The organism is Rhodopseudomonas sp. (assembly GCF_036404135.1).
Classification (GTDB): domain Bacteria; phylum Pseudomonadota; class Alphaproteobacteria; order Rhizobiales; family Xanthobacteraceae; genus Rhodopseudomonas_A.
Genome location: NZ_DASWPE010000051.1, coordinates 1 through 7,143, shown reverse-complemented (window position 1 = coordinate 7,143; position 7,143 = coordinate 1). Strand labels below are relative to the sequence as shown.

The following is a 7,143-nucleotide window of genomic DNA, read 5'->3' as shown; positions in this document are numbered from 1 at the left end:
CAGCTTGCTCTGCCTCGCGTAGGTTCTGCACTCTTCTGCGGTGATCATGCGACCTGCCTCAAGAAGAAGGCGGGGAGCAAAGACGCTCTCCAGTCACCGAAAAATGCCCAGGGCGAGCGATGATTCGTTCACACTAGGCTCGCGACATCTCAAAGGCGAGTAAATATTTCTGCCACAACTACGAGTGCACTCGTATCCTCGTTGAGGCGTCCTGACTATGCGGACGGTTCATAGACGCTTGCAACGGTGGCGCGACATACCGGCCCGATCCGACGTCGAACAGGAAACCGGCCAACGCGCCGAGATCGTTGGAGAGCAGGTTGCGGTATTGAGCGTTGATGCGCAGCATGCCGAGCCGCATCGCCAAATAGTCCGGCCATCTTCCCAGCTTGACCTTGGCGCCGGTCACCGCGTTGTAGCCCTTCACGATGGCGGTGTTGAAGGGCGGCGCGATCGTCGGATGCAGGAAGTAGAGCAGGTTGGCGGCCGCAGGGCCCAGTCCCTTGATCCGGCAGCGGTCCAACGCGGCGATCGCGTCAAGCATCTGGCTCTCGGTGGTGCAGCAGGCGCAGCTATCGAGAAAGCGGCCTAAGGCGCGCTGGTTTTCCGGGCTTTCGTAGATGTCGGGAATGCGCAGCTTCGGCTTCCACAGGAAGGCATGGTCGGCCCCCTTGAAGATCTGGCGCTGCTCGGCGACCGACTTCACGGCGACTTCCAGCGACGACCCCTTGTAGAGATTTCCGAAGCTGCCGGCGGCGATTTGTTCGACGACGAGGGTGAGACCGCGTCGGATCGAGCGGAAGTTCTTCAGCCGTTCTTCCCACAGAAACCAGCTACGGTAGGTGGCGCTCGGATCGTCGCGCCAGGTCTCGATCAGCCGTTTCAACGGCTCGGCATCTGATTTCTGTGCATCCATCGGCCGTTTGCCCAACGGTAAAAGAAGCTTCGCCATCGCCGCGAAAGCTTCCCATTCCGCTCAGCATCGCCGACGCAAGTCAACGCGCCAAATTACCAACGACCTGGGGCCTAACCGCGCCGCGACGCGCCAAGCCGATCGTTATCCCCCTGCGCGAGCGGCTCCGCGGTCAGCGCTTCGCTGATCCGCCACAGCCGGCGGTTGGCGCCGGCGTCCAGCGCCTGGGCAGGGGCGGCAATGGTCTTGCGGTTGCCGAAATACTGCCCGCTCGTCTCCGCCAGGGCGGGCGCGTTGGCGAGATACAGCACGCGGCGCGCCGCCCGCTCGGGGGAGGGGATCGCCCAGCCGAGCAGCCGGGCGAACAGCTTCAGAAACACGCCCTGGGCGCCGTCGGTGCCGCCCAGATTGGATTTGAAGACGCCGGGAAACACGCAATTGACCGTCACGCCGCTGCCTTGCAGCCGGCGCGCCAGCTCAAAGGTGAAATGCAGATTGCCGAGCTTGGATTGGCCATAGGCCTGCAACATCCGGTAAGGGCGCCGCTCCCAGTTCAAATCTTCGAAATCCAGCGCCGTGGTGATGCGGGTGCCGACATTGACGATCCGCGCCGGCGCGCTGGCCTTGAGCAGATCCAGCAGCAGCGTGGTGAGTAGAAACGGGCCGAGGTGATTGACCGCCAGCGCGCACTCGATCCCCTGCGGGCTGAGCCGCCGCTCCGGGAAAGCGGTGCCGGCATTGTTCACCAGGAGATGCAGGCGTTCGAAGCGCTGCTGCACCGCCCGCGCCACGGCGCGGATCGCGGTTTGGTCGGCGAGATCGGCAACGAACAGATGGAGATCGTCGCTGCCCGAGGAGGCGCGGATGTCCTGCAGGGCCGCTTCGCCGCGCGCGCGGTCGCGGACCAAGAGGCCGACGCGGGTGCCATCGGCCGCCAACGCCGCGGCGATGGCCTTGCCCAGGCCCGAATTGGCGCCCGTCACCAGGGCGGTTGTTTTCCTCTCGCTGCCTGTGCTCATCGGTGGCTCCCTTTCACTCGATACAGGTTGCCCCGATTGACGCCCGGTTCAAGGCCTTGCGGGCCGCACCGACATCGTGCGCCGAAAGCTGCTACAGTCGCGGGCGACGGCGGATGGGTGATGAGCGGATCAAAGATGCAGAAACTGGTTGTGGGCGGCACCGGGATTGTCGGCGGCTATATTGTCGAGCATCTGGTGCGGGCCGGGGAGCGCCCGGTGGTGTTGTCGCGCGCCGCGCATCGCAACCCGACCGTCGATTGGGTGCAAGGCGATCTGACCGCCGCCGCGGCGCTCGATCTGCCGCCAATCGAAACGCTGTTCTGCACCGCGGAGATCGGGCTGCTCGCCGATGCGCTTCCGGCGATCCATCAGCCGACGCTGCGCCGCGTGGTGGCGTTTACCTCGACCAGCATCGTCACCAAGCTGCAATCCGAAATCCCCGAAGAGCGCGCCCTGCTGCAGCGCCTCGCGGACGGCGAGCAGCGCTTGATCGACGCCTGCGAGCAGCGCGGCATCGGCTGGACGATTTTGCGGCCGACCATCATCTATGCCGAAGGCCGCGATGGCAATGTGACGCGGCTGGCGCGGCTGATCCAGCGCTATGGCGTGTTGCCGTTGGTGGGCAAGGCCGCCGGCCTGCGTCAACCTGTGCATGCCGAGGATCTGGCGGTCGGCGCCATTCAGGCGGCGGCGAGCGCAACTGCGGTCAACAAGATTTACCCGCTGCCGGGCGGCGAAACCATCAGCTACCGGGAAATGGTCGAACGCATTTTTGATTCGCTCGGAAGACCCAGGCGCATTCTGTCGATGCCGCCGCTGCTGTGGCGGGCCGCCTTCCTGTTGGCGAAGCCGTTGCTGCCGAACGCCAATGTCGCGATGGGATTGCGGATGGCGAAGGACATGGTGTTCGATCCGACGCCGGCGCGGCAGGATTTCGGCTGGAATCCGCGGAAATTCAATCCGCGATTCCGGTAACGCAAATCCCGTAACGCGATGCCCGTCGCGGTCCGGCCTGCCGTGACAAGCGGGTTTTCATTGCCACCCGGCGGGCCTAAGAATGCCGACTGATGTCGATGTTTCTGAGGTCTTGCTTGTCGGGAGTTGCTGGCCGTTGTCGTCTTCCATAAAAGTCCTCATCCTGCTCGCGACCAGGAACGGAGGGCGCTTTCTTTCCGAGCAGCTGGCCTCCTACCGGGCGCAGACCCACGCCAACTGGGAGCTGTTGGTGTCCGATGACGGATCGACCGACGGCACCGTGCCGTTGCTGCAGGACTTTGCTAGCAGCGTGCAACAGCGCGTGGTGATTTGTCAGGGACCGCAACTCGGGTTCTGGCAGAACTTCGTCTCGCTGGTTCGCGGCGGGGATCGCGACGCGGAGCTGTTTGCGTTTAGCGATCAGGACGATATCTGGCATCCGCAGAAACTCGAACGCGCGGTGGCGTGGTTTGCAACGGTTGCCGGCGATACGCCGGCTCTGTACTTCACCCGCACGGAACTGATCAAGGAGGACGGCAGTCCGACCGGCTTCTCCCCGCTGTTCCGGCAGCCGCCGGGATTCCAGAACGCGCTGGTGCAGAATATCGGCGGCGGCAACACCATGGTGTTCAATCGTGCGGCGCGCGCGCTGCTGATCGCGACGCCGGACGACGCCAGCATCGTGTCGCACGATTGGTGGGCCTATCAGGTGATCTCGGGCTGCGGCGGCGCGACCCATTACGATCCTTGGCCGAGCGTGCAATATCGCCAGCACCAGGCGAATTTGGTCGGCTCCAATGTCGGTTGGCGCGCCCGGCTGTTGCGGTTGTCGGCTTTCGCCAATGGACGCGTCGTCGGATGGAACAACGTCAATTTGGCGGTGCTGGCGCAATTGCGCCATCTGCTGACGCCGGCGAACGCCAAGGCGCTCGACAGTTTCGCCGCGGCGCGCGCGGCGGCGCTGCCGCGACGATTGTGGCTGGTCTGGAAATCAGGGGCCTACCGACAAAGCGCGATCGAAAATGTCGGATTGTTTCTGGGGGCGTTGTTCGGCCGGCTGTGAGGCGTCGCCGATCATCCGCCGTGGTGCGGGCTCGCGTCGCTGTCGGCAGGAGCTATTTCGGTTCTGATGGATTCTGTGACGCGTTGTCTTCACGCGAACCGGGATCCACTTCGCTCGAAAATGCTATAGCTGCGCTGAGCGCAGGTGCTTCTCTATCAGGCCGATGTCGTAATCGCTGGCGCCGGCAATGATCGCCGGCCATTGCTCGACGAAGGGAATGCCGGCGGGATTCTTGCTAAGCAGGTCCTTCTTAATGAACGGACAGCCGAAATCGGTGATCAGCACGTCCCAGAAATATTGCATCGGATTGACCGGCTGATCGCCCACGATCCTCGCCACGAACCGCCTGATGTTCGGCTGCGCGGTGGCCTCCTCGTGCAGATCCGCGAGTTTCGATTTCATCGCGGCATGGACCGACCAATAGGGTGCCAGCACCGCCGGCCGCAGTCCGGCTTGCTGCAAGGTCTGTGACAGGCCCACCTCGCCATTCAGCACCACCCACCATTTGTTGTCGACGTAAGGCAGCTCTGCCCAGAATTGCGTGAACGCCGCAGATTGCAGCGCGCCGGGGAAGAACAGCATGAAGAACGTCTGCAGGTGATGGCGATGCTCCCAGCTATCGGCGATCCCCCAGAAATCCGTGCTCGTGCGGTCGATCGCGGCGACCATGTCGCGAATATCGCAAAACGGCCCGTAGACGCTGTCGTTCATCAGCAAAAGCGCGTCGAGGCTGCCGAGCGGCGCGATCGACGCGATCCCGTCCTTGTAGGCGCCGAAGTCATGGCCGACATTGTGGCGCCAGATCAGCTGCTTGCAGAACGGCGACAGCCGCGCGCGCGCGCGCGCGGGAAAGCTCGGGGAGTTCGAGACGAAGGTGATGCGGAATCCGGCGGCGACGAGCTGTTGCAGCTGATGGATGACATAATCGTGGACGATGCCGTTCTTGTCGAAACTGACGTAGACCGCGGCCTGGTTCGACTGCGCGCAGGGATCGCTGCCGACGAAGCTCTCTTTCACATAACTGCCGCGCCGCAGCAGCCTGGCCTTGGCGCGCAGCAGGCCGTGGTGAAACCGCACCAGCGGCGCCTTCAGGCGTCGCCCGGCTCGTCCGAGTTGCAACGCGATGGTCTGAGCGCGAGAAATCCTCATGGTCGGCAAAGCCTGTCGCCGTTGCGCCGGGCCAACGGAGCGCTGGTCTACGTCACGCGGCGGGAGCGGCGGACGCGGCGTAGGCGTCGATGATTTCGTCGATCGGGCCGGCCGCCTTGATCTGGCCCTGGTCCATCCAGATCGCCTGGTTGCAGAACCGCCGGCAGGTTTCGAGGCTGTGCGACGCCAGCACCAGCACGCTGGCCTTCGATACGAAGGACTGCACCCGCGACTGCGCCTTGGCCAGGAAGCTGGCGTCGCCGGCCATGATCCACTCGTCCATCAGCAATATTTCCGGGGCGAAGCAGGTGGCGACCGCGAAGGTGAGCCGCGTCATCATGCCCGACGAGTAGGTTCGAACCGGAACGTCGAGATAATCGCCGAGCTCGGTGAACTCCACGATATCCGGCATGCGTTCTTCGATTTCGTCGCTGGACAAGCCCAGGATCATGCCGCGAAGCCGGATATTGTCATAGCCGCTGATTTCGCTGTCGATGCCGAGCGCAATGTCGAACATCGGAGAAACCCGACCTTTGGTGGTCACCGTGCCGATCACCGGCTCGTAGATGCCGGCCATCACTCGTAACAGCGTGGTCTTGCCGGCGCCGTTGGAGCCCACCAGGGCCACGCGGTCGCCCGCCTGCAACCGCAACGATACGTCCTGCAGCGCCTGGACCACAATGCGCTGGTTGGCGTCGGTCGCCATGTGGCCACCGGATCCGCGAAACAGCAGGCTTTTTTTCAGTGATCGCGATCCGCCGTGATAGATCGGGAACACGACGCTGACGTGGTTCAGCGTGAGCTCGACATCGGCTGGCCGCAACACGTTGTCTTTCATCTCGGCTAAACCCAGTAGGCGATGCGGGAACGGAACCGGACAAACAGCAGGCCGGTGATGAGCAGATTCACCATCGTGATGAGTGCGACAGCCCAATAGTTCAGCGCGGTGGGAAACACGCCGAGCAACGGCGCGCGAATGATTTCGACGAGATGAAAGAACGGGTTGACGTCGGCGATGTAGGGTCGGCTCTTGAGCAGTTCGGGCTTCCAGAAAATCGGCGTGACGAAGAACACGATCTGAACGACCGAGGACACGACCTGCGGGACGTCGCGGAATCGCGCCGAGACGATGCCGATCGACAGATTCGCCAGCGCGCCGTTGAATAGCAGAATCAGCAGCCCGGGAATGGCGAGCAGCCCGATGGTGCCCGGCCAGATCCAGAAATACAGCAGCACGCCGAAATAGATCAGGAAGTTGTGCAGGAAGATGACCAGCTTGCTCCAGGCCGAGCGATAGACGTAGACCGAATAAGGCAGCCTGATCTGCTTGATGTAGGATTCCGAGCCGGTGAACAGCGTCCCGCCCTCGGTCAGAAAGCTGGCGAGCAGATTCCACACCAGCAATCCGATACAAAGAAACGGCAACAGGTCATTGATCGGGGTGCTGAACAGCTCGGCGTAAAGCACCCCGAGCATGATCACCATGATGGCCATGCTGGCGGTCAGCCAGAACGGCCCCAGAATGGAACGACGATAACGTTGCAGAATGTCGTTCCAGCCGAGCCGGGTCCACAGCCGCCACAGCGACAGACCTTCCATCACGTCGGAAAGTGCCACCGCGAACGGGCTTCTGGGGCCGGGGACGGCAATGGCCTGATTATCGATATCGAGGCTCGTCTTCACGAAGGGCAACCGCCTGTTTTTGCTGCAGCGTCGTGCTGCGGCCGAGATCCAAAAGAGTGTTCAGCATTTTAGCACAGGAACACCCGATGTCGCCGCTGATGTCAACGGCGATCGCGGCGCGCGTTGAGTAGCTTAGCAGTCAATTGTCACACGATGACGTGTGCGCCGAGGCTTGGCGGCAGGTTTTGAAAGTGCTTGCCGGCTCAGCTTTTCGGGGCAGGTGTTGCGGGCTGGCTGGGGGGCAGGGTGTAGGGTTTGTCGCAATCGAGTTCATGATTATACCAGCGGCTGCCGGCGTTCAAGGCGGGGTGGCCGAGCAGCAGGCTGGAGCGATCGAGCGG

Annotated in this window: 6 protein-coding genes and 1 pseudogene; 2 read left to right on the top strand and 5 right to left on the bottom strand. The window is 63.0% G+C overall.

All coding sequences use genetic code 11. The features are described 5' to 3' along the window. Nucleotides 1-238: 238 nt before the first annotated feature. Nucleotides 239-916, bottom strand: a pseudogene (locus tag VGC77_RS05935) (type II restriction endonuclease); the annotation flags it as partial. Nucleotides 917-1,026: 110 nt separating this feature from the next. Continuing rightward, on the bottom strand, nucleotides 1,027-1,932 hold the full coding sequence (locus VGC77_RS05930) for an SDR family NAD(P)-dependent oxidoreductase (RefSeq protein ID WP_331170646.1): 906 nt from the start codon (nucleotides 1,930-1,932) through the stop codon (nucleotides 1,027-1,029). 135 nt (nucleotides 1,933-2,067) lie between these two features. Between VGC77_RS05930 and VGC77_RS05925 the strand changes: the two genes are divergently transcribed. Together VGC77_RS05925 and VGC77_RS05920 are read left to right on the top strand one after the other, a co-directional pair. After that, on the top strand, nucleotides 2,068-2,907 hold the full coding sequence (locus VGC77_RS05925) for an NAD-dependent epimerase/dehydratase family protein (RefSeq protein WP_331170645.1): 840 nt from the start codon (nucleotides 2,068-2,070) through the stop codon (nucleotides 2,905-2,907). A gap of 112 nt (nucleotides 2,908-3,019) precedes the next feature. Continuing rightward, nucleotides 3,020-3,970, top strand: a complete 951-nt coding sequence (locus tag VGC77_RS05920; protein WP_331170648.1) for a glycosyltransferase family 2 protein — start codon at nucleotides 3,020-3,022, stop codon at nucleotides 3,968-3,970. 123 nt (nucleotides 3,971-4,093) lie between these two features. Here VGC77_RS05920 and VGC77_RS05915 read toward each other — a convergent pair whose 3' ends face one another. From VGC77_RS05915 to VGC77_RS05905, 3 genes are all read right to left on the bottom strand, one after another. Beyond that, entirely contained in the window at nucleotides 4,094-5,119 is a 1,026-nt protein-coding gene (locus VGC77_RS05915) for a rhamnan synthesis F family protein (protein ID WP_331170644.1), read from the bottom strand. Nucleotides 5,120-5,171: 52 nt separating this feature from the next. Then, complete coding sequence (locus tag VGC77_RS05910) at nucleotides 5,172-5,798, bottom strand: ABC transporter ATP-binding protein (protein ID WP_414709618.1); 627 nt, start codon at nucleotides 5,796-5,798, stop codon at nucleotides 5,172-5,174. A 164-nt stretch (nucleotides 5,799-5,962) separates the two neighbouring features. Beyond that, nucleotides 5,963-6,718, bottom strand: coding sequence for an ABC transporter permease (locus VGC77_RS05905; RefSeq protein ID WP_331170647.1), 756 nt, complete (start codon nucleotides 6,716-6,718; stop codon nucleotides 5,963-5,965). Between the last annotated feature and the right edge of the window lie 425 nt (nucleotides 6,719-7,143).